Consider the following 21,218-nt stretch of genomic DNA (forward strand, 5'->3'; position numbering starts at 1 on the left):
ATGGGCGGTTTCGCAAGTCCTCTAGGACAAATGCGTCAACGATATGTGACCGCTATCGGTTTCTCTACTCTGCGGCATCCACATCACACATGAGGGGATGCTCACACTCTCTGGCATATTCGTTGACCTGATGACACTTGGTCTCCGCGATGTCGCGGGTGAAGATGCCGCAGGTCGCCTTGCCCTGGGTGTGAACGGCAAGCATGATCTGCACCGCTTTCTCGCTGTCCATGACGAAGAATCGCTGCAGGATCTCGACCACGAACTCCATGGGTGTGTAGTCGTCGTTATAAAGCACGACCTTGTACATGGGCGGTGGCGCCAGCTGCGGGTCGGAAACCTGCTCGGCGACGTCGCCCTGCTCCTGATGGTCGGGATCAGGGGGCCGCGTCATACCCATAATCGATGACCTCCGAAACGGATAGGACGATAGTTTTTCTACGATCTCTGACATACGGTTTTTGGCACAATCTGGATGAAGCCCTGGATGCATCGGCTCGGGTACGAGTTGGGACTGAGGTCAGGTATTGGATACCATCGGAGCCCGGAGGTTCCTTGAAGATGCGGCCGACGGGGTTCGTATGCAAGCCCTCGTTCAAACAAGTCCTTGTTCAAAATAGTCACGACAGCCCTCGACCGCCACGATGTCGCTCTGTCGAAGGTCATCAACCCATCCGCTCAGAGGCGCGTCGGCGACCGGCATGAGTCGAATCTATCTACTGCACAAGCCCTATCACGTTCTCTGTCAGTTCACTGACGGCCAGGGCCGACCCACCCTGGCCGACCATCTGGACGTGCGAGACGTCTATCCCGCTGGACGCCTCGATTACGATTCCGAAGGCCTGTTGCTGCTGACCGATGACGGCGCCCTGATACACCGCATCAGCGATCCGCGTCACAAGTTGCCGAAACAGTACTGGGTCCAGGTCGAGGGCGAGCCGGACGAGGCCGCCCTCAAGGCACTGCGCGAGGGCGTCACTCTGAAGGATGGCCCGACCCGGCCTTCCCGAGTCAGGCGCCTGGCCGAGCCGGAGCCGGCACCGCGCGATCCGCCGGTGCGTTATCGTGAATCGATCCCCACCACCTGGCTGGCGATCGAGCTACGCGAGGGGCGCAATCGTCAGGTTCGCCGGATGACGGCCCACGTGGGCCACCCCACGCTGCGTCTGATTCGTGTCGCGATCGGCCCATGGCGTCTGGACGGCCTGCAGCCCGGTGAGTGGCGCTGGGAAACCGTCAACGTTCCTCGGAGCTCGCCACGTCAGACCCCGACCGGACGCTCGAGGCCGGGTCGAAGACGCTGACCATATTCGATCCGGCAACGGCATATCCGCTGGCGGACTTTCGAATTGGCGCAGACCGGGTATGATCGGCGTGAGCCCCGCGGCCCGGTGTCGAGGGCCGCGTATCGAGTTGGGCGTACCGAGTTGGGAGAAATCACATGAATCGCTGGACACCCCGCGTGACCGTCGCCGTGGTCGTGGAACGGGCCGGTCGTTACCTGATGGTGGAAGAGGATCGCGGCGGGCCGTTCAGTCTGTTCAACCAGCCTGCCGGACACCTGGAGCGCGGAGAGCGCCTGATCGCGGCTGCCGAACGAGAGGTCCGTGAAGAGTCGGCCTGGCAGGTCGCCATCACCGACTACCTGGGCCTGTATGTTCACCAGACGCCCGATGGGCTCACCTTTCACAGCCACGCCTTTCTCAGTTTGCCGCTGGCTCATCTGGGCAACACCCTAGACAAAGGCATCATCAGCGCACACTGGCTGACCTTCGACGAGATCGACGATCTCGACCGCGGCCGCCGGCTGCGCACTCCCGTCGTGATGCAGAGGTTGCGCGATGCCCGCGACGGCCGCCGCTATCCCCTCGAGGTCATTCGCGAGCGCTGAGACCGGCTACGCCGTCCGGGCAGGCCGCTCCCGCCAACTGGCTCATCGCACTCCATCGGATGGACTCGATGCGACAGCCCGCTTTCGGCTATAATCGCCGGTCATTTATTCAGGCAGCAGAAATGCGCTGGGCGCCGATTCCGGCGCTGCCTGCTCATTGTCGTCGGGGAAGTGCCATGACCACAGCCAGCTCATCCAGCGATACCGCGCGCTCGCCCAGCGAAGGCTCTGCGTCGCCGGCTCCCCGCCAGGACGCCCGAAAAGTCATCGTCGGCATGTCGGGCGGCGTCGACTCCTCCGTGACGGCGTTACTGCTGATCCAGCAGGGCTATCACGTCGAAGGCCTGTTCATGAAGAACTGGGACGAGGACGACGGCACCGACTACTGTACCGCGATGGCCGATCTGGCAGACGCCGAGGCGGTCTGCGCCACGCTCGGCATCAAACTGCATACGGCCAACTTCGCCGCCGAGTACTGGGACAACGTCTTCGAACATTTTCTGGCCGAGTACCAGGCAGGTCGGACGCCCAATCCGGACATCCTGTGCAACCGCGAGATCAAGTTCAAAGTCTTCCTCGACTACGCCGAGATGCTCGGCGCGGGCCTCATCGCGACAGGACATTACGTTCGCAAGGACGACGACGGCAATGGCCAGGCTCGGCTGCTCAAGGGGCTCGATGGCAACAAGGATCAGAGCTACTTCCTGCACGCCGTGCCGGGAACCGCGATCGCCCGTACGCTCTTCCCCGTAGGCGAGCTGGAGAAGCCGGCCGTCAGGGCGCTGGCCGAGCGTCACGGCTTGGCCACGGCGCGCAAGAAGGATTCCACGGGGATCTGTTTCATCGGCGAGCGCCGCTTCAGTGATTTCCTCCGGCAGTATCTGCCGGCGCAACCCGGCCGCATCGAAACCCCGGAAGGCGACGTGGTCGGCGAGCACATGGGCCTGATGTACTACACCCTGGGGCAACGCCGTGGGCTGGGCATCGGCGGCCTCAAGGATCACAGCGAAGACCCTTGGTTCGTTGCCACCAAGGACCTCGAACGCAACGTGCTGATCGTGGTTCAGGGTGAGCATCCGCTGCTCTACAGCGATGTCGTCTACTGCGAACCGGCGGCCTGGATTGCCGGCGAAGCGCCAGCGAAGCGCCGCCTGAGCGCCAAGACCCGTTATCGCCAGCAGGATGTCGCTTGCGAGGTAACGCTGCTGGACGACGGCGAACTCGAAGTTCGCTTCGACGACCCGCAGCGCGCCGTCACCCCGGGGCAATCACTGGTGCTCTACGACGGTGAGGTCTGTCTTGGCGGCGCGGTCATACGTGCCACGACCACGGCCGACACGGCGGCCGTTGCCGAGCTGACGGGCACGTCCACCTTTGCCACTTCATTTGCCACTACGGCTAGCGCAGCGACGACCGCAACGACAGGGAGCCAGCGCCCGGCATGAACCCGACGCCCATCCAATCGGCACCGCTCGACAGCACCAGTCGCCAGGCACTTGCCCTAGCCGGCGTTTTTCAGGCCGCTGCCGTGGTCGATCAGCTCGCCCGCACGGGACACTGCGACGAACGCGCCTGGAGCACCTTGATCCATGCCACGCTGGATACCGATCCACCTAGCTTCGAGTCGATCTATGGCGGTCATCACAACAACCTGCGACAGGGCATCGACACTCTGTTGACGGTGATGTCACGACAGAATGCCCAACCGGCGGTAATGCGCTACGGCTTCTCGATGGTTCTGCTGATGCAGAAACTGCGCCAGGACGATGCCATGATGAGTACCCTCGGGCAGCGCCTCGGCCGCGTGCAGGGCCAGGCCGAACATTTCGGCGAAAGCCACGAGAACGTCATCGCCAGCCTGGGCGAGCTCTATCAGGAGACCCTTTCCACTTTCCGCTACCGGATCGTGGTGCAGGGCGAACCGAGCCTGCTGCAGAGCCCCGGCATGCCGGAACGTATCCGCACCGCGCTGCTCGCCGGGGTTCGCTTCGCGCTGCTGTGGCACCAGCAAGGTGGCCGCCGCTGGCGGCTGATATTCCAGCGCGGCGCGATCAAGCGCACCCTTCGCCAGCTCGACACCCATTGACTTCGAGCCGCACGACTTTCTTCACCGCGAACTCTCTGCTCGCGCGACGTTTCGGGAACCCACGATGATCGAACTCTCTGCACTGACCGCCCTCTCACCCGTTGACGGTCGCTATGCCGCCAAAGCCGCGCCGCTGCGTGAACATTTCAGCGAGTTCGGCCTGATCCGCGCCCGTGTGACCGTTGAGGTGCGCTGGCTGGAACGGCTGGCGGCTCACCCGGGCATCGCCGAAGTGCCGCCGCTCTCCGCGTCGTCGCAGGCGTTTCTGGATGCGCTGGTCAAGGATTTCTCGATCGCCGACGCCGAGCGGATCAAGACCATCGAGCGCACCACCAACCATGACGTCAAGGCGGTCGAGTACTTCATCAAGGAAGCGATCGCCGATCAGCCCGAGCTGCACGCCATCACCGAATTCGTGCACTTCGCCTGCACCAGCGAAGACATCAATAACCTTTCCTACGCACTGATGATGCGCGACGGCCTGACCACCCTGCTGCCGACGATGCGCCAGGTGCATGACGCCGTCGCCAGGCTGGCCCACGAGCATGCCGAACAGCCGATGCTGTCGCGAACTCACGGCCAGACCGCCAGCCCCACCACGCTGGGCAAGGAGATGGCCAACGTCGCCTATCGCCTGCAGCGTCAGTTGAAGCAGATCGAATCGGTCGAACTGCTGGGCAAGATCAACGGCGCCGTGGGTAACTACAACGCGCATCTCGCTACCTACCCGGAAATCGACTGGGCCGAAAACGCCGCGGTGTTCGTCGAATCCCTGGGGCTCACCTTCAATCCCTACACTACCCAGATCGAACCTCACGACTATGTCGCCGAGCTGTTCGATGCGATCAGCCGCTTCAACACCATCCTGATCGACTTCGACCGCGATGTGTGGGGCTATATCTCGCTGGGCTACTTCAAGCAGCGCACCGTCGCGGGCGAGATCGGCTCCTCCACGATGCCGCACAAGGTCAACCCGATCGACTTCGAGAACTCCGAGGGCAACCTGGGGCTGGCCAATGCGCTGCTGGATCATCTGGCTCGCAAGCTGCCGATCTCTCGCTGGCAACGCGACCTGACCGATTCCACCGTACTGCGCAATCTGGGCGTCGGTCTGGCGTACGGCCTGATCGCCTATGAAGCCGCACTCAAGGGCATCGGCAAGCTGGAGGCCAACCCGCAGCGCCTCGCCGACGATCTGGATCAGAACTGGGAAGTGCTGGCCGAGCCGATTCAGACCGTGATGCGCCGTTACGGCATCGAAAAGCCCTACGAGAAGCTCAAGGAGCTGACCCGCGGCAAGCGCGTCGATCAGGCCGGCTTTGCCGCCTTCATCGAGACCCTGGCGCTGCCGGACGAGGTCAAGGCCGAACTCAAGACGCTGACCCCGGCCACCTACATCGGCAACGCCGTCGATCAGGCCAGGGCACTCTGATTCCTCTTACACGAACCTTCCAGGCAGGAGAACGGACATGACGTCGGCCAATACGCCCCGCACGCTGCTCGGCGGCCTCACGCCCGCCCAGTTTCTCAGCCAGCACTGGCAGAAATCACCGCTGTTGATTCGCGGTGCCCTCCCCGATTTCGTCTCGCCGCTCGAGCCGGACGATCTCGCCGGGCTGGCCTGCGAGGAAGGGATCGAAGCCAGACTGGTGGAAGAGAACGGCCCGGATAAGGCGTGGCAGGTCAGCCATGGCCCGTTCGACGACGAGACGTTCTCGCGCCTGCCCACCAGCGGCTGGTCGTTGCTGGTGCAGGCGGTGGATCACTATGTCCCGGAAGTCGCCGAGCTGCTGGAAGCTTTCGATTTCGTGCCGAGCTGGCGGCTCGATGACGTCATGGTCAGTTACGCGCCGCCCGGCGGCAGCGTCGGTGCCCACGTCGATCAATACGATGTCTTTCTACTGCAGGTCAGCGGCAAGCGCCGTTGGCAGCTGGGGGGCAGCCCCGGCGACAAGGCCAGCCTGATCCCCGGAATCGATCTGCGTATCCTGGAAAACTTCAGTGTCGAAGCCGGTCAGGAGTGGGTGCTGGAACCGGGAGATATGCTCTATCTCCCCCCCGGCGTCGCCCATCACGGCGTCAGCGAATCCGAAGACTGCATGACCTTCTCCATCGGCTTTCGCGCTCCGTCCGCCGACGAGGTCGTAACCTCTTACGCGGACTATATCGGGGAGCAGCTCGGCGATAGTCAGCGCTACGGCGACGCCGATCTGCAGCCGCCCCTCGATGTCGGCGAACTGGACGATCAGGCCATCGCACGAGTCCGAGATCTGCTGCTGAGCGCCATTGATCGTCCGGAGCAGATGGCCCAGTGGTTCGGCCGCGCGATGACTCAGCCCAAGTATCTGGATCAGGTCGTACCGGCGGAGTCCGCGACGACGCCGGAGGATTTGCGCGCTTCGCTAGAACGCGGTGAGCAGCTGGTTCGCAGCCCGGGCTCGCGCTTCGCCTGGCGGCGCCAGGACGACGCCCGGGCCACGCTGTTCGTGGACGGCGACGCGGTCGTCTGCGATCCAGCGCTGGCCCGGTATCTGGCGGCGAAGTCTCTCATCGATGCCGACGTGCTGGCTTATCCCGACAGCGAGCGCGTGCTCGCCGCACTTCTCGACAGCGGCAGCCTGAGCGGCATCGATGACGAGGAATGACTCGCGGGATGGTAAAGCAAAATCTGCCGGCGCCCCCTACACTCTAGACGGGCAAGATAACCGGACGTGATTCCGTTCCCGATGAGCCAAAAACGCTGGATTGGTTTTAAAACACCGTTTTAGTATGCTGGCTATCAACGCCTACCTGGATGTTAAGGAGAATTCGATGATGAAACGACTCATTGCCCCCGCACTCGTCATGAGCCTGCTGGCCCTGGCCGGTTGTACCAACACCTCCACGTACTCAGGAGATGTCTATCGCGGGGATCAGGCTGGCACCGCGCAATCCGTCAGCTACGGTACGATCCAGTCGGTGCGCCCGGTACAAATTCAGGGCGGTAACGGTGAGAGCGTTCTGGGCAGCCTGGGCGGCGCCGTTATCGGTGGCCTGCTGGGCAATCAGGTCGGTGGCGGCTCAGGACGCACCATCGCCACGGCCGCTGGCGCCCTCGGCGGCACTATCGCGGGCAGCAAGGTTCAGCAGGCTACCGATCGCGTCGATGGCTACGAGCTGGAGATTCGTCAGGACAGTGGTCAGAGCGTGGTCGTGGTTCAGAAAGCCGATCGCAACTGGCAGGTGGGCCAGCGCGTCAAGCTGGTCGCGAGCGGCTCCAGCGTCAGCGTCGCGCCTTACTGAGTCGGCCGCGACGTTTCCGGAGCTGCGACACGGCGACGGAAATGACGATTCCAGAGTCACTGCAACGGTATCACCTTCGAACGGCGCCCCTCGGGCGCCGTTTTTTTTGTTAGCGCGTTACCAATTTCGGATGCATCGACACTTTACATACGTTATTGTATGTTTCAAGTGTCACATCATTCGTTTAAGGGAACAGAACGATTCATGAAAGGGAACCTTTGGACGCACACCGGGTTGGCCATTGTCATGGCTGCGATCTCCAGCTCTGTCTGGGCAGACGGCATTCTGACCCTGAAATCGGAAAACGACATATTCGCCAGCGGTGACGACGGCCATTACACCAACGGCTTCGAGGGAGACTGGTCTTTCAGACCTGGCCCTGATCACTGGACACGGGAGCTGGCCGGCGTCATTCCCGGATGGAGTGCATCCGCGCTCGACGGAGCCGCCTACCGCGTAGGCCAGCAGATCTACACGCCGGAAGACATCAGTGAGCGTGGTCTGATCGAGGATGATCGCCCCTATGCCGGCGTACTCTACGCAGGGCTATCGCTGTTCGACGATCAGCAGCTGACGGGATGGAGACGAACCAGCGGACTCTTCTTCGACGTGGGTCTCGTCGGCCCGGGTGCCGGCGGCCATACGGTGCAGCAGAATTTCCATCACTTGATCGACAGTGACGAGCCCAAAGGCTGGCACAATCAGCTACGCAACGAGCCATTCGTGAATGTCGCCTATCAGACGGCATGGTGGAAGCAGGGTCAGTTGGGCGCTCTGGAAGCGGAGTACGGCCCTTCCGTCGGTGTCGCGGTCGGCAACCTCTACACCTACGGTGCGACGGGGCTCGGTCTGCGCCTGGGCCAGGGACTCGACAAGAGTTTCGGTATCCCTGCGGTGGCGCCCTCCCAAGGCAGTCGGATCTTTTTCGAGAAAAACAGCGGCTTCAACTGGTATCTCTTCGCCAACGTCGAAGGGCGCCTTATGGCTTACAACATGCTGCTCGATGGCAATACGTTCGAAGACAGCCATTCGGTCGATCGCCGTCCTTGGGTGGGAGACGCTCAGCTCGGCCTGGCGCTATCCTGGAACCGCTGGCAGCTGACCTACAGCTCGGTCTGGCGCACCCATGAGTTCGAAAGCCAGGACAACGGCGATCAGTTCGGTTCTCTCACCCTCTCGACCTGGCTCTGACACCTCGTCGGCCATCACCTTCATTCCGAATCGAATGATCGAGGCCATGAAAACAGCAGCGGGCGGTGCCTGAAGCACCGCCCGCTGCCGTATCGAGCTGACCGCGAGGGCCCAGCACTACCTTCAGTGCAGCTTGGCTTTGCGCATACCCCAGCAGGCAAGGCGCTTGCCGACCCACACCCCCAGCGCCAGCAGAATGAGCGTCAGCAGCATGGAAACCGGGTTGATGATGAAAGTGGCGCCCAATACGCCCAGGGCAACGGCCATCACCCAGCGATCCTGAGCGGGATCACCGCGCAGCTGGACCGGCAGCCAACGCATGATCGCGCCGCCGAGCGCGCCATCCCAAGCCTTGAGCGCCAGAAACGACAAGACGATAAAGGCAATCAGCCAAACGATAAAAACGGTCATGACGAACTTCTCCTCAACCGCAGAAAAGAGGGGTTATCCTCAAGGAAGGTTAACCACACCCGAAGGGCTTCGCAACCGCCGCACCCGGCGTTTCCGGCAGCAGATAACCTCGTGTCAGTCGAACTTCTGCCGCATTGCGACCTGACAGAATCGTCTTGGCACGTTAGGATATGGGAGACATGCACAAACGCAAAGGTTTCGAGATGCAAATTGCCCAGAACTCCGTGGTCGCGTTCCACTATACATTGACCAATGATGCGGGAGAGGTACTGGACAGTTCAGAAGGTCGGGATCCCCTGACCTATCTACACGGTTCGGGCAACATCATCCCGGGTCTCGAGAAAGAGCTCGAGGGTCACGGTAGCGGAGACAAGCTCCAGGTCGCGGTCGCTCCGGAAGAAGGTTACGGTGAAGTGCAGCCGGCACTGGTGCAGGAAGTGCCCCGGGACGCCTTTCAGGGTGTCGACGAAGTGCAGCCCGGCATGCAGTTCCAGGCCCAGACTCAGGAAGGACCGCTCATGGTCACGATCACCAAGGTCGAAGGTGATACCGTGACCGTAGACGGCAACCATCCGCTGGCTGGCGAGAAGCTGAATTTCGACGTCGAAATCGCTGAAGTTCGCGAAGCGACCGAAGAAGAAGTCTCTCACGGTCATGTCCACGGCGAAGGCGGTCACGAGCACTGATCTCCGGGCCTTGTCCGGCGAGATCGTTCGTCGATACGCAAAAAGGGCAGCCTCTCGGCTGCCCTTTTTTGTACCATTTTCAGTGCCACTTTTTAGTGCCACTCTCAGTACCACTTGTTGGTCCCACGACCCATCATCAATGGACTGACTCTGCCCCTCGCTTCACAGCCTCGACGCTGTCGATACTGAAAAGTCTGCAAGCAGCATCAAGCTCCCATCAGCGGTTCCGGCTCGATTTCGGCTACCTTCAACCCTCGCTCGCCAGCATCACCCGCTGGGCAAGCTGGGTGCGCTCGACGGGCCTGCGCGCCTGCCAGTAGTATCGCTTCCAGAAGACGTTATCCAGACGCGACAGTTTCACGCCCTGAGACGACGAGGCATGCAGGAAATAACCTTCTCCCACATAGACACCGACATGGTTGTACGGGCCGGGCGGGCGAAAGAAGACCAGATCTCCGGCCTTGAGATTCGACTCGTCAACCCGGTTTCCCTCCAGCACCTGTTCTTCGGTCGTGCGCGGGAGCTCGAGAGCAAAGGCTTCCCCGTATACGTGCTGCATCAACGCCGAGCAATCGATACCGTGATGCGTAGTCCCGCCCAGCACGTAGGGCGTTCCCACCCAACGTTGGTGCTCGTTCAGCAGCGCCCGGCGAATCACCGTCGGCGACACGGGCAGCGGCTTGAAATCGCGGATGGTCTGCGGGGCCGGGGGCGCGTTCCGAGGAATATCGACTGCCACGGAACGCGAATTGACCAGTGGAAGTGAATACTGCGCGTTAACCTGTTGTTGTTTTACGGGGGCGGTACAGCCGGATATGGCCATTACCAGTGCCAGCCCCATGGCCGTGCGTCTTAGCATTCAGCGCAACCTCTTTCGCCTGTGAGCCATCACGGGCACGCCTCTCCCGACGACGAAACTGCGGTCGCCCGGCGAAATGAGTCGCTGTGGTGGTGACACTACCGACTTAAGGTGTCACCGCCATAACGGCCAGTTTTCGGCTCGAATTATCGACTAGATGGACAGAAAAAAGCCACGCCCGTCCCAACGGCCGGCGTAGCACAGCGGAGATCATATGTCATCGAATAGTGTTTGGCGAGCCCATCGTGTTATTGAACAGCGTTAATGTAAATGCTGCGGCTCACCGGGAAGTATATCGATGTGAAGCGAGGTCCAATGACCCATGGCGCTACCGGGGAAATCGAGGCTTGCCCAGGCGCCGGCCAGCAGCGGCGAGGCCTCGAGCCAGGCGTCGAGCGCCTGCCGGAAGCGAGCCAGAAACGCGTCTCGCTCCGGCGTATCGTCCATGAAAAATCCGAAGCCACTGTACAGCCCCTCGGCATAATCCTGCCAACTACTGTAGTGACGTTCGGCCAGACGCAGCGCGGCGTCGAGATAGTACGAGAGTCGGTTTTCATCCAGCCAGTCGAGCTGACGCCCGGCCAGCGCCAGATCGACCAGTTGCGCGACGTCCCAGGCGGTCATGTCCTGATCGTTGCAATGGCAGGCATTATCCCGAACGTGTTTCAGCCGCAGGAGATGAATTCGCTCCTCGTCGGCGCAGTCGCCCGATTCGAGGATCGCGATCTCGGCATCGAGTCTTGCTCGATTGAGCGTGTAGGGCGCGTAGTTGATCAGATAGTCCTGTCGATCGCCCGACCCGACCAGAAAATCGAGAAAATCCACAAGTCCGGCAGCGCCCTGCAGCGCATACTGGTGTTCTACCCACTCACCCAGATCGGCCCGATCCTGCGGCGACAACGGCTGCGGCGCCTGCCACAACGCTTCATTGAGCGGCCCCGCCAGCGACATCGCGGTGAAACGCGTCAATGTCGGCCTGACGCCAGGCTCTCGCCAGGTGATTGACCGTGAAGGCGACAACCAGCGGAATGGCGAACCGGGGTCGGCAAGGTGCCAGGCGATGTCATCGGCCAGTGATACTTCCTCCGGCGCCTCATCCTGGCTCAAGACCGTTTCCCAGGCATGCCAGGCGGCCAGCAGCCTCAGCGGGCTACTGTAAAAGCGGCTCAGAACATCGCACAGCGAGCGCGCCAGCGCCTCGATCTCTGCCGGCGGATAACGACCGCTGTCCGCCGCCATAACGAGATAGAAGGCATACTTCTCCGCCATCGTGATCGTCGCCGCATGCTCCGCACAAGCGGCCAGCTGACGCCTGGAGCGTCCGGCGGCTCGGCGGCTCGACGAATGACGGGCATCCGCCGCCAACTGGTTGAGGTGATGAACCTGGGCGGGCATCCAGAAGCGCGACAGCCCGGCGACGCCCTCTTCCCGATGGAGCCCCAGCACCTCGCTGAGATAGCGTTCCGCGTCTTCGAGCCTGGATTGGCCTATCGGTTCGGCAAGATGTCGACGGTGAACCAGATCCGGATCCCGGATCGCGGCTATGGCCAACACCCAGCTATCGGCCGCGGCCCGGTGTTGCTGGACGAACGCTCGTGCCGAGTCACGCTGAGGCGGCTCGAGCGTATCTCGGAGCGATACCTGCCACGGACTCGCGCTGCCAGCCAGCAGAGGTTCCCAATCGTCCTCGAACGAGTCGCGAAGATCCCTGCCCTCATAGAGGCTGCGCCCTCGCTGATAGGCCTGGGCGACCTCCCGCCAGTCCGCGTAGCGCTGCTGCAGAAGATCGACGGCGTGGGCGGCGAAAGTCTCCGCCTCGGATGCCGAAAGCCAACCGGCGCAATAGCCGAGAAAGGCTTGGTCGACAAGCCGCAACCAGTCCCACGCCGCCCATTCCAGCGGCTCGCCGTCAGCCAGCAAGCGCAGCAGAACCTGACCGTAATCCCGCTGATCATTGAGTGACTCAAGCCACTCGACCTGCGCCGCCGGCCCCTGACGGCCAACCCGGGTCGCATCCATGTCCCATCCATATCGATGTCCTTGACCGGCAAGCCAGAACAGCAGCGAGAGCAGCTCATCGCGCCCCCCGACCTCGCCCTGCTCACGCAGCAGCGCCTGGCGCTGACGACGTTCATCGGCGGAGCACTCGAAAGGCCATGCCAGCACTGGCGCAATCGCGGCTCTCGCCCGCCAAGGCCCAGCCGACCAGAAATTTTCCGACCCCGACGGCGTGGACGACTCGATCGGTCGCAGGTCATGTCGAAGCCGGGACCAGGAAACGCCCCGCTGCTGGCGCTCGCGGCTCAACAGTTCGCGGCCCGCCTCGTCCGGAATCGGCTCACCCGCGCGCGCCAATGCCGTCACCCAGCCTCTGAGCGTCGGAAAAGTCGTCACGATGTCGCGAGCCAGCAAGCACAGCCAGGTGTCATCGGACTGGGGATCGGTCCACCCGGCTCGACTGCCGAGTGCCAGCAGCTCCAGGGCCTCGAGACGCGACGATGCCACCTCTTGGATATTAGTCGCACTGTCCCAGAGTCGCCACGCGAACTCATCCCGATCACCGATCCCCAGGGACTGCAGGCGCACAAATACCTCGTCCGCGCCGAGCGCCTGACGAGCGTCGCTGGCAAAGGGCCAACCTCGGAGCGTCAGTTGCTGGGCCCACCACGGGAAAAGAAGTTCGCTCAAGAAAGACCTCGTGACACGGAAGCGGCTAGCGCCGGTCGGCTTGAATCGCGCCGCAGACAGCAGACGCGGCGGCACAGTATACCGGAAAGCCGACCTCACGCCGATGGCCCGAGGACCGACCGCCCCGGCGAGAGACAACCGATCGAACCGAGGCTAGCTCAATTTCTCGGTGTGGGAGCGCGTGGCTTGCCCCAGCAGATGGCGCAGCAGGAATTTTCTGACTCGGACCACGAACTGTTCCTGGAACAGAACGCAGAGGAGCACGGTCATGGTCAGAAACAGCGGATATAGCCACAGATGCAGCTCGCCCGCCGCGGCCAGACAGCCCTTGAAGTTCGTGGAACACAGACCGGGATCGCCGGACAATACTCGTTCGATCCGCGAGAACACGGCGTATAGCGGCACGTGCAAAGCGAACATCGGCAACGACGCGCCCCCTAGCCTGGTCGCCCACCGCATCAACCGAGGGCTCCGAGGCTCACCCCAATGCGCGGCGACATAGATCAGTGCCAGCTGCGCCCAGAGCAGCAAACCGTTGTGCAGCGCGTAGTACCAGGCGTGCCCCAACCCCAGCAGATAGACCGCGACAACCACGCTGAGCGCCACGATCAATAGCGTCAGGCAGCATTGAGGAAGCGACATCAATCGTCCCTGAGCCTTGCGCTGGGCATAGAAGACATACAGCAGGATCCCGGAGGCGAACTCCGGTAAGCGGATGAGCGGATTGCGATGCAGGATACCGGTTTCCGGCACGCCATAGTCAGTGGTCAGAATGACGTAGAGCGGTGGAATCAGATAGAGGATATTGACCAGCAGGATCGCGCGACGCGGGTGCAATACGCGACGTAATCGCGGCGCCAGCCACGGGAACGTCAGGTAGAAGAAGAATAGCGCGGAAATCGACCAGGACGGCGGATTGAACGTCAGATAAAGCGGGTTCCAGGCGTGCAGCAATGTCAGATTGAGCAGCAAATTGATGCCCGTCTCCACTGACCCCATGGTGTGGTTCAAACTCTCCCAGTCCAGCTGTCCGACATCGTTGTTGACGTCGTAGACCACGAACTGCAGCGAGATATCGCTGTCCCCCGGCGCTATCGCGAGATAGCCGACCAGAGCCGACACCGCCATGGCGAGAACCAGCGAACCGATGTGAATGGGATAGAGATTGGAGAAGCGTTTGAGCCAGAAGCTTCGGGGTGGCTCGCGCATCTGATGTGACGCATCGAGGTAGACGTGCGTCAGCAAAAAGCCCGATAACGCGAAGAAGGCGCTGGTCGAGAAGAATCCGATATCGGTCACATAGTGCGACCAGTCACGAATCGACGGGTAGTTATGCAGCGTGTGGAAAATGACGATGTACAGGCCGAGCAGAAAGCGTAACCACTCGAGCCCGATAAAGCGTTCTTTGCGCATGGCGGTCGTTGAATCAGGCATCCGTTGCAGATCTCTGGCCGTCAAAAGGCGCTAGTGTACCCGATTCTTGCCCGCAATATTCTCGCTTGCCGCCGTCTTATTCGCGCCCTGTTTCCCGAAAGCTGTTTCCCCAAAAGCGGCTTCTCCGAGACTCGGCACCCAGCGGCCTCGCTTTTTACGACATTCTTTTCGGCGGCTTACTTTTCTAGGATCCGTTTTGAGGGCTTGCTTGTCAAAGCCCCATACAGGAAAGCCGCGCATCAGCGCGGCTTTCGTTTCAGAACCTGGCGCCACGAGACGCGCCTAGGCTTTCTTGACCTTGGCAACGATCCACAACAGGATAATCGCGCCAATGGTCGCAACGACCAGTGAACCGATAAATCCGTTGGAGGACAGCCCCAGCAGGCTGAAGAGGAAGCCGCCAATCACGGCACCGATGATACCGACTACGATATTTCCCAGAACGCCGAAACCGCCGCCGCGCATGACCTTGCCGGCGATCCAGCCAGCGATCCCGCCAATGATCAGCCACAAGATAAAGCCCATAGTGTTACTCCTTGATTCCCTTCTGCATGGATAGCGCGGGGATGACGTATCGTCATCCCCCTCTAAGCATAGACTCCAATCGAACAATCTTCGAAGCCCCCGAACACGTGAACGATGTCCATCGTGGCACGTTTTTATCGCGGGCCGACCTGCCGCCTCGATCAGGCGAATGCCGGTACTCGGAAAGAGGCCCTGGTCGGCAACCCGTGCTGATGCCACGCCGCATGGGCATCAGCTTCTTCCCAGACTCGCCAATGCAGCTGGGACAACATCACGGGATCGTCCAGAAACGCTAATCGCTCCAGGTTACTCATTGATGACGGCCCCTGCCTGACGGCCTGGGTCACCCGCTCGTGGCGGCGGCGTTCGAGCGGCTCGGCGCGAGCATGGCGCGAGGTGCCCAGCGCCGTCGCCAACGCATTGGAAACCGGGTCCAGAACCACCTGGACGAAAGTCGGCGCGGGCGCCGCGGCGTTCATCCGGCCCAGATGACGCACCATTCGACGCAGCACTCGTGGTGGATGCGTCTCTTCAGGGATCCGGAACAGGCGCGCCCGGAAGCAGGCTCTGCCGAGCGAGACCCGACTCGATAGCGTCGACACCGGGATCGATATCATCATGGCCCCCACGATCGGCGACAACCACCACAGGAAAGTCGGCTCCATGCGATAGACCCCCACTGCCCAGACGGCACCGATCAGCGTCTGACTCCAGTGGTTGCGGACCGCATCTCCCCAGGTGGTATCGCTGTTCTCACGCGATGGCGATCGCCATTGAATGGCCCAGCCCATGACCGACGTCAACACGAAACGCGTGTGGAACAGCATGCGCACCGGCGCCAGCGCCATGGAGAAAAGTGACTCCAGCACCATGCTCAGCAGCACCTTGAGCGGCCCGCCGAACTGACGACTGCCCTGAACCCATACCAGGATCACGCTCAATACCTTGGGCAGAAACAGCAGTGTCGCCGTGGCGCCGAACAGACCCACGGCAAGCGTCGGGTTCCACTGGGGCCATACCGGAAACATCATTCCCGGTTCGGGGAAGTAATTGGGCGTACTCAGGGTGTGCACCGCCAGTAGCGCGGTCGACAACACCAGGAACAGGAACCAGAGCGGCGCCGAGATGTAGGACATCAGCCCGGTCAGGAACACGGCCCGGTGTACCGGGTGAATCCCTTTGGACAAAAACAGCCGGAAGTTCATCAGGTTGCCGTGACACCAGCGCCGGTCGCGACCGAGCTCTTCCAGCAGGTTGGGCGGCATTTCCTCGTAGCTGCCTTCCAGCTCGTAGGCGATCCATACACCCCAGCCAGCGCGGCGCATCAACGCGGCCTCGACGAAATCGTGGGACAGGATCTCGCCGGACATCGATCCCTTGCCGGGTAGCGGCGCCAGCATGCAGTGGCGCATGAACGGCGCCATCCGGATGATGGCGTTGTGCCCCCAGTAATGCGACTCCCCCAACTGCCAGAAGTGCAGTCCGGCGGTAAACAGTGGACCGTAGACGCGCGTGGCGAACTGCTGCATGCGCGCGTAGAGATTCAGGCGCCCGGAAGCCCGCGGCGCCGTTTGCACGATGCCGGCCTCCGTATGCGCTTCCATCATCTGAACCAGGCGAGTCAGGCAGCTCCCCGTCATCACGCTATCGGCATCGAGCACGAGCATGTAGCGGTAAAGCGCTCCCCAGCGTCGACAGAAGTCGTCGAGATTGCCGCTCTTGCGCTTGACGCGTCGCTGACGACGGCGATAGAAGACCTGGCCGAAGACATCGAGATCCCGACACAGCGCCAACCACGCGTGGGTTTCCTCGATCGCGATATCGGGATCGAAGGTATCACTCAGGATGAAAACGTCGAAATGACGATCGTTACCGCTCTGGCGCAGCGATTCGATCGTTGCCCGCACGCCGGCGAAAACCCGTGGCACATCCTCGTTGCAGATCGGCACCAGCAGCGCGGTGCGTGCGTCGTCCGGAATCGGTTCGTCACCCACCTCGGAATCGATGGCGTAACGATCCTTGCCCCGTAGCAGCTGGAAGAACCCCATCAAGGCGGTCCAGAAACCAGCCGACACCCACGCGAACAACAGCACGAACAGCGCGAGAATGGCGATTTCCAGCCACTGCTGCCCCTGATAAGGCAATACCGTGCGCATCTGGTTGGCCGCAACGAAGCTCTGACCGAAGATCAGCACCAGCAGCACCCAGCGGCGAACGGACGCCACCCGCTGCCATCGCGGCGCCGGCCTGGTTTCCCGCCGCCTGCGGCGGAAACCGCGACCCGCCCAGTTCTTGAAGCGTTGCCCGTAACGCACGAAAGGATTGGTCGACCACTGCTCGGGGGCCAGCGCCGTACGCTGCATCGGCGGCGCGGTCCGCAGTCGCGTGACACCGCGCTCGTCGCTGCTCAGAAACTCGGGCGGCGCCAACGGCGGCTGGGCATATGCCAGGGCCAGGCGACGGCCCACCGAACTGGCCGCCGGGTCGTCGCCTTCGACCTCGCCGCCGCCCAGCGCGACATGCAGAGATGCCATGTCATGCGTATCCAGATCACTGGCCAGCAGCCTGCGCCGCTCCTCGCGATCCTGGGTCTCGAGCGCCAGCCGTTCCAGGTAGTGATCGGCTGACGTCATCCTGGAAGTGGACGTCGCTTCAGCCATTGGCTGGCAGCCGGTAATACCAGGTCTCGGAGACTCGCTTGTCGCCCTGGTTCAGATGGGCGCGAATATCCAGCGGCTGATTCTTGTCGCTGCGCTTGATCTTGACGAACACGCGCCAGCCGCCGGTCGCCGGGTTACGTTCGGCATGACTGTCCACCAGTTCACCGTTGTCACCGACACTGGCTTGAACACTGATGTTGGCATCGTCGCCCAGACCGGATAGCGAAGGTCCGACGAAGTCCAGCACGAAGGCCGTCGAGCCGTCAGCTTCCCGAACCAGGTCGTCCTTGCGAACTTCCCCGCGCGAACGCCGTGTCTGATCCACCCAGGCGAGCGAGGAATCGAGGTAACGGCTCTCGTCCTTGGTCACGGTGAGGCGGTAGTCGTAGTCCAACGTCTTGTCGGGCTGGGGTTCGGGCGCAGTTTCCGGCAACCACATGGAGACGATATTGTCGTTGGTCTCGTTGGGAGTCGGAATCTGGATCAGCTCTACCTTGCCCGCGCCCCATTCGTTCTGGGGTTCGATCCAGGCGCTGGGACGTAAGTCATAACGACTATCGATGTCCTGGTAGTTGTCGAAATCATGATCGCGCTGCATCAGACCGTAGCCCCGTAGTCGCGGCGTGGCCTGCTCGTTCATCATCAACTTCGCCGGGTTGGCCAGCGGCCGCCAGGTCCAGCCGTTCTGAGAATCACTGATCAGCAGGCCGTTGGAATCGTGGATAGCCGGCCGATAGTTCAGCGTCGAAGACGGCTGTTCCGGGCCGTACAGGTACATGCTGGTCAGCGGTGCCACACCCAGCTTCTCGACAGGGCGGCGCAGGAACAAGCTCGATTTGACGTCAACCACAGTGTCATCGCCCGGACGCAGCACGAAACGGTAGGCGCCCGTGAGGCTGGGCGAATCCAGCAGGGCAAAGATCGTCAGATACTGACTCGCCTTGCTTGGCTTGACGATCCAGAACTCCTTGAAGCGGGGGAACTCTTCGCCGGAGGGCAAGCCGGTATCCACCGCGAGACCACGGCCGGAAACGCCGTAAACCTGATCTTTACCAATGACGCGAAAGTAGCTCGCCCCGAGGAAGACCATAGTTTCGTCCTTGCGATCGGACTGATTGAGCGCGTAATTGACCTTGAACCCGGCGATGCCCAGGCCATCGTTGTTCTTGACGTCATCCGCCAGATCCAGATTGCCATAGGTGAAATCGTCGGCGTTGAACGCGAAATCGTGGACGCCTTGGTCGTCGACGCTATGCAGCTGAATCGCGCTGTCGTAATGCATGCCTTCATGGAAGAAGCTGAGAGTGAAAGGGACTCCTTCATCTCCACTCCAGACATCACGGTCACGCTTGTACTGGATCTGCTCGTACTGACCATAATCCAGATTGCGCAGCGCCTCCGGCAAATTTCTCTCAGGTTCGCTGTAACCCTGCTTTGAAAGGTCTTCGGCTTTCTTCGCGACATCATCGAAACCAAAAGCCAACACATTTTGGGCGATACCGCTGAGTAGCAGCCCGGTCAGGGCTACCACCGGAAGAAGCGCCTTGCGTTTTTCAAGGTTACTCCGCCGGATCAATGCACTCACACTCATACTCCTGTCATAGCTATCTTGCCCAATAACCAAGGGCCCGAATCGTTCAAGGCCATGCACGCCATACTGTAAACGGTAAGCCAAGCCAAGCTGAAAAAGCGCCACCGTATGACGGCGCAAGGACACAACTTGCGATGAATAATGACGGGATAGCGAAGCCTCCATGCTTCGTACTCCGTAAGTCTAGCATACGCTACACTGAGGCACGGAAAGTCCTCCTGGCCGGCCCGCGCCGTATCGACGCTTGCCATCTGAATCATCGTTGGATGAGGCCGATGAATGCGTATCGAATCGCACCCCGATCGGATGATCATGCCAGCCGACTTGCCCCGTTGGCTGGGCATAATGGCGTATCTGGCGATTTTCAGCTACCCCCTGGTCCAGGCCGACCAGCTGTATCGCGACGATATCTGGCGAGCCTTTCACGGAGAAATGGGCTGGGTTTCCAACGGTCGTCCGCTCTCCAGTCTGCTCGTTCTGCTCGTCAACGGCGGCCCGCGCCTGGCCGATCTCTCGCCACTGCCATTATGGTTGGGCCTCGCCGCCATTGCGTTCTCGCTTCTGCCATGGCGGCGTCGCCTGCGGCCATTCGACCCGGGTTACGCCTGGTTGGCGATGCTGATTCTGGTCGTACAGCCGTTTTTCCTACAGAACCTCTCCTATCATTTCGATGCCCTGCCCATGAGTCTGGCGCTGGCCTGCGCCGTCACCGGTATCGCCTGCGCGCTGGATCCACGTGAAAACCACCGGTGGCAAACCGGATTTCGCTGGCTGGCGGGTGGCGGGGCGATGCTGGCTTCGCTGTTTTTCTACCAGCCGGCCGCCAACGTCTACTTCGTGCTGCTTGCCTTTCACGTCGCCCTGAGCATAGCGCACCGCGGACGCCCGAACTGGCCCCTCCACCTGGGGGCGCTGGCGATCGGGAGTCTGGCGCTGGTGATATCGAAGATCGTCTCTTCCGGGTTGATCGATGGCGCCTACAGCATGCAGCACAGCAGCCTGGCCCCGCTGGACCAGTTGCCCGGCCACTTGATCGAACAGACGAGACAATTCTGGCATTACGCGGCAGCGACCCTGGACAAGCCGACCTGGTGGCTCGTGATCGGGCTGGCGGTGGTGACGCCGGTCGGGCTGACGGTCGCAGCCTGCCGTCAGCGCAATCCCGCGGGGCTGGCTCTGATGATCGTGATACTGCTCTGCCTGCCGATGAGCGGGCTGGGGTTTCTGTCTGCGCTGGCGAATCCGATATGGCAACCCCGAGTCATGACGGGATTCGGCGCGCTGTACGCCGGCCTGCTGTTCTGCGCGTTAGCCGGGCTGGGGCGGCTGCCTCTGTCGCCGATCGGCAGGCGCTGCTTCAGATGGCCGCTGATCGCCGTGGCTCTCGGCACACCATTGAGCCTGGCCTACGCCTACGGCAACGCCCAGCGTCAGCAGGCACTGCTAACCGATAACGTCTCCATGACGCTGATCGACGATCTCGCCACCCAACCGATCGCCGCACCGTTGATGATCGATGGCGCCCTTCCCTACTCCCGAACCACCCGCAACGCGATTGCCATCCACCCCTTTATCGGCGAACTGATCTCGCCCTATCTCGATAACGGCTACTGGTGGGGTTATCAGGACCTCTATCGCCAGGGGCTGTCGTCGGCCTTCGAGCTCAACGACGATCCAAAGCTGCGCCAACGATTCAAGGCTCGGTGCCGACAGCTCCAGCCCTTGGCCCGCCACGCCTGGTACACGCTCTACGCGTTCGAGGGGAACTACGTTGCCTCGTTCAACGCCGAGTGCCATCGCGGCCTGACCGCGAGCGAACTTCCGATAGACGACTGAAACGCCGCCGGTGCGCCATCCGGGGTTATTTGTCCGTTTTTGAACTGCCGATCGGCGTCGACATTGTCCAAACGCCTA

At 61.7% G+C, this 21,218-nt stretch carries 18 protein-coding genes; 10 read left to right on the top strand and 8 right to left on the bottom strand.

Annotated features, from left to right (window positions below; translation table 11 throughout):
• Positions 1–64 precede the first annotated feature (64 nt).
• Positions 65–400, bottom strand: a complete 336-nt coding sequence (gene clpS, locus BTW08_RS10875; RefSeq protein WP_245392174.1) for an ATP-dependent Clp protease adapter ClpS — start codon at positions 398–400, stop codon at positions 65–67.
• A 301-nt stretch (positions 401–701) separates the two neighbouring features.
• On the opposite strand from clpS, the gene BTW08_RS10880 reads away from it, so the two are divergent.
• From BTW08_RS10880 to BTW08_RS10915, 8 genes are all read left to right on the top strand, one after another.
• Complete coding sequence (locus tag BTW08_RS10880; protein ID WP_075562553.1) at positions 702–1,304, top strand: pseudouridine synthase; 603 nt, start codon at positions 702–704, stop codon at positions 1,302–1,304.
• A gap of 137 nt (positions 1,305–1,441) precedes the next feature.
• Positions 1,442–1,891, top strand: a complete 450-nt coding sequence (locus tag BTW08_RS10885) for an NUDIX hydrolase (RefSeq protein WP_075562554.1) — start codon at positions 1,442–1,444, stop codon at positions 1,889–1,891.
• A gap of 176 nt (positions 1,892–2,067) precedes the next feature.
• Positions 2,068–3,336: a tRNA 2-thiouridine(34) synthase MnmA gene (gene mnmA, locus BTW08_RS10890; RefSeq protein ID WP_083627822.1), complete on the top strand. Its 1,269-nt coding sequence runs from the start codon at positions 2,068–2,070 to the stop codon at positions 3,334–3,336.
• Positions 3,333–3,977, top strand: a complete 645-nt coding sequence (hflD, locus tag BTW08_RS10895; RefSeq protein WP_075562555.1) for a high frequency lysogenization protein HflD — start codon at positions 3,333–3,335, stop codon at positions 3,975–3,977. Before mnmA ends, hflD begins: the two co-directional genes overlap by 4 nt.
• A 67-nt stretch (positions 3,978–4,044) precedes the next feature.
• Complete coding sequence (gene purB, locus BTW08_RS10900; protein WP_075562626.1) at positions 4,045–5,409, top strand: adenylosuccinate lyase; 1,365 nt, start codon at positions 4,045–4,047, stop codon at positions 5,407–5,409.
• A 37-nt stretch (positions 5,410–5,446) separates the two neighbouring features.
• Positions 5,447–6,622: a cupin domain-containing protein gene (locus tag BTW08_RS10905; protein ID WP_075562556.1), complete on the top strand. Its 1,176-nt coding sequence runs from the start codon at positions 5,447–5,449 to the stop codon at positions 6,620–6,622.
• 169 nt (positions 6,623–6,791) lie between these two features.
• Positions 6,792–7,259 carry a glycine zipper 2TM domain-containing protein gene (locus BTW08_RS10910; RefSeq protein ID WP_075562627.1) on the top strand — a complete coding sequence of 156 codons (468 nt, stop codon included), beginning with the start codon at positions 6,792–6,794 and terminating at the stop codon, positions 7,257–7,259.
• Positions 7,260–7,463: 204 nt separating this feature from the next.
• Entirely contained in the window at positions 7,464–8,450 is a 987-nt protein-coding gene (locus BTW08_RS10915; protein WP_075562557.1) for a lipid A deacylase LpxR family protein, read from the top strand.
• A 123-nt stretch (positions 8,451–8,573) separates the two neighbouring features.
• Here BTW08_RS10915 and BTW08_RS10920 read toward each other — a convergent pair whose 3' ends face one another.
• Entirely contained in the window at positions 8,574–8,861 is a 288-nt protein-coding gene (locus tag BTW08_RS10920; RefSeq protein WP_075562558.1) for a hypothetical protein, read from the bottom strand.
• Between the two features lie 203 nt (positions 8,862–9,064).
• Between BTW08_RS10920 and slyD the strand changes: the two genes are divergently transcribed.
• The gene (slyD, locus tag BTW08_RS10925) at positions 9,065–9,547 is read left to right on the top strand and encodes a peptidylprolyl isomerase (protein ID WP_075562628.1); all 483 of its coding nucleotides are present in this window, start codon (positions 9,065–9,067) and stop codon (positions 9,545–9,547) included.
• Between the two features lie 247 nt (positions 9,548–9,794).
• On the opposite strand, the gene BTW08_RS10930 is transcribed toward slyD, so the two are convergent.
• The 6 genes from BTW08_RS10930 to BTW08_RS10955 form a co-directional block, all read right to left on the bottom strand.
• Positions 9,795–10,406 (bottom strand): NlpC/P60 family protein, encoded by a 612-nt coding sequence (locus BTW08_RS10930; RefSeq protein ID WP_075562559.1) that lies wholly within the window; start codon positions 10,404–10,406, stop codon positions 9,795–9,797.
• A gap of 261 nt (positions 10,407–10,667) precedes the next feature.
• A complete protein-coding gene (locus tag BTW08_RS10935) occupies positions 10,668–13,094 on the bottom strand; it encodes a DUF1266 domain-containing protein (protein WP_075562560.1) in 2,427 nt (808 codons plus the stop codon).
• 153 nt (positions 13,095–13,247) lie between these two features.
• A complete protein-coding gene (locus BTW08_RS10940) occupies positions 13,248–14,528 on the bottom strand; it encodes an acyltransferase (RefSeq protein WP_075562561.1) in 1,281 nt (426 codons plus the stop codon).
• Between the two features lie 282 nt (positions 14,529–14,810).
• A complete protein-coding gene (locus tag BTW08_RS10945; protein ID WP_075562562.1) occupies positions 14,811–15,053 on the bottom strand; it encodes a GlsB/YeaQ/YmgE family stress response membrane protein in 243 nt (80 codons plus the stop codon).
• A 161-nt stretch (positions 15,054–15,214) separates the two neighbouring features.
• Positions 15,215–17,686: a glucans biosynthesis glucosyltransferase MdoH gene (mdoH, locus tag BTW08_RS10950; protein WP_246837707.1), complete on the bottom strand. Its 2,472-nt coding sequence runs from the start codon at positions 17,684–17,686 to the stop codon at positions 15,215–15,217.
• Between the two features lie 19 nt (positions 17,687–17,705).
• Positions 17,706–19,469, bottom strand: a complete 1,764-nt coding sequence (locus BTW08_RS10955) for a glucan biosynthesis protein G (protein ID WP_246837708.1) — start codon at positions 19,467–19,469, stop codon at positions 17,706–17,708.
• Between the two features lie 114 nt (positions 19,470–19,583).
• On the opposite strand from BTW08_RS10955, the gene BTW08_RS10965 reads away from it, so the two are divergent.
• Positions 19,584–21,140 (top strand): glucosyltransferase domain-containing protein, encoded by a 1,557-nt coding sequence (locus BTW08_RS10965; RefSeq protein ID WP_075562565.1) that lies wholly within the window; start codon positions 19,584–19,586, stop codon positions 21,138–21,140.
• Positions 21,141–21,218 lie beyond the last annotated feature (78 nt).

The organism is Salinicola sp. MH3R3-1, assembly GCF_001937155.1.
Taxonomy (GTDB): domain Bacteria; phylum Pseudomonadota; class Gammaproteobacteria; order Pseudomonadales; family Halomonadaceae; genus Salinicola; species Salinicola halophyticus.

Bases quoted from the DNA above. Each gene is read 5' to 3' on its own strand.
- clpS (WP_245392174.1), bottom strand. From the start codon at position 400: ATGGGTATGACGCGGCCCCCTGATCCCGACCATCAGGAGCAGGGCGAC.
- BTW08_RS10880 (WP_075562553.1), top strand. From the start codon at position 702: ATGAGTCGAATCTATCTACTGCACAAGCCCTATCACGTTCTCTGTCAG.
- BTW08_RS10885 (WP_075562554.1), top strand. From the start codon at position 1,442: ATGAATCGCTGGACACCCCGCGTGACCGTCGCCGTGGTCGTGGAACGG.
- mnmA (WP_083627822.1), top strand. From the start codon at position 2,068: ATGACCACAGCCAGCTCATCCAGCGATACCGCGCGCTCGCCCAGCGAA.
- hflD (WP_075562555.1), top strand. From the start codon at position 3,333: ATGAACCCGACGCCCATCCAATCGGCACCGCTCGACAGCACCAGTCGC.
- BTW08_RS10905 (WP_075562556.1), top strand. From the start codon at position 5,447: ATGACGTCGGCCAATACGCCCCGCACGCTGCTCGGCGGCCTCACGCCC.
- BTW08_RS10910 (WP_075562627.1), top strand. From the start codon at position 6,792: ATGAAACGACTCATTGCCCCCGCACTCGTCATGAGCCTGCTGGCCCTG.
- BTW08_RS10915 (WP_075562557.1), top strand. From the start codon at position 7,464: ATGAAAGGGAACCTTTGGACGCACACCGGGTTGGCCATTGTCATGGCT.
- BTW08_RS10920 (WP_075562558.1), bottom strand. From the start codon at position 8,861: ATGACCGTTTTTATCGTTTGGCTGATTGCCTTTATCGTCTTGTCGTTT.
- slyD (WP_075562628.1), top strand. From the start codon at position 9,065: ATGCAAATTGCCCAGAACTCCGTGGTCGCGTTCCACTATACATTGACC.
- BTW08_RS10930 (WP_075562559.1), bottom strand. From the start codon at position 10,406: ATGCTAAGACGCACGGCCATGGGGCTGGCACTGGTAATGGCCATATCC.
- BTW08_RS10940 (WP_075562561.1), bottom strand. From the start codon at position 14,528: ATGCCTGATTCAACGACCGCCATGCGCAAAGAACGCTTTATCGGGCTC.
- BTW08_RS10945 (WP_075562562.1), bottom strand. From the start codon at position 15,053: ATGGGCTTTATCTTGTGGCTGATCATTGGCGGGATCGCTGGCTGGATC.
- mdoH (WP_246837707.1), bottom strand. From the start codon at position 17,686: ATGACGTCAGCCGATCACTACCTGGAACGGCTGGCGCTCGAGACCCAG.
- BTW08_RS10955 (WP_246837708.1), bottom strand. From the start codon at position 19,469: ATGGAGGCTTCGCTATCCCGTCATTATTCATCGCAAGTTGTGTCCTTG.
- BTW08_RS10965 (WP_075562565.1), top strand. From the start codon at position 19,584: ATGCGTATCGAATCGCACCCCGATCGGATGATCATGCCAGCCGACTTG.